The following is a 770-nucleotide window of genomic DNA, read 5'->3' on the forward strand; positions in this document are numbered from 1 at the left end:
GCTGTACTTCCGCCTCGTCCTCGCGGGCCTGCTGGCCGCCCTGCCCTGGGGCTACGTGGCGACGCAACGCCGGCGCCGCCTGCGCCGGCTCGATCAGCAGCTGCCGGAAGCGCTGGACCTCATCACGCGCGCCGTGCGCGCCGGCCACTCGCTGCCGCTGGGCATCCAGATGCTGGCCGATGAAATGCCGGAGCCGATCGCCGCCGAGTTCCGGCTCGTGCACGAGCAGGTCAGCTTCGGCGTCTCGCTGCAGCAGGCACTGGCGGGCCTGTGCGAGCGCGTGCCGCTGACGGACTACCGGTATTTCGCGGTGGCCGTCCTGATCCAGCGGCAGTCGGGCGGCAACCTGGCGGAAGTGATCGGCAACCTGAGCCACCTGATTCGCGAACGCCTGAAACTGCTCGCGCGCGTGCGCGTCCTGTCGGCGGAAGGCCGGATGTCCGCCTGGACGCTGGCCCTGCTGCCCTTCCTGCTGGGTGCCCTGCTGTACCTCGTCAATCCCGACTTCATGCGGCCGCTGTGGGTCGACCCCATCGGCGTCGCCATGCTGCGTGCCCTGCTGTGCATGATGTTGCTCGGCATCGTCGTCCTGGGCCGCATCACCCGTATCCGTGTCTGAAGGAGAACGCCATGTTACTGCCCATCGTCGTGTTCCTCGCCGTCAGCTTCGGCTGTGTCGGCCTGTACCTGTGGCTGGCCCCCGACCGCACCGACCAGCGCCTGCACGCGCTGGCGCTGGCTCAAGCCCTTGATGAGGTAGTCGCGGTGGC

General features: G+C 69.1%; 1 protein-coding gene. It reads left to right on the plus strand.

All coding sequences use genetic code 11. From position 1 onward, the window contains the following. Window positions 1–619, plus strand: a 619-nt coding sequence (locus ACEN88_RS33205) for a type II secretion system F family protein (protein WP_413346566.1), incomplete at its 5' end; no start/stop codon positions are given. Window positions 620–770: the final 151 nt, after the last annotated feature.

It is taken from the genome of Massilia sp. CT11-108 (assembly GCF_047302915.1).
In the GTDB taxonomy this organism is placed as follows: Bacteria; Pseudomonadota; Gammaproteobacteria; order Burkholderiales; family Burkholderiaceae_D; genus Telluria; species Telluria orientalis.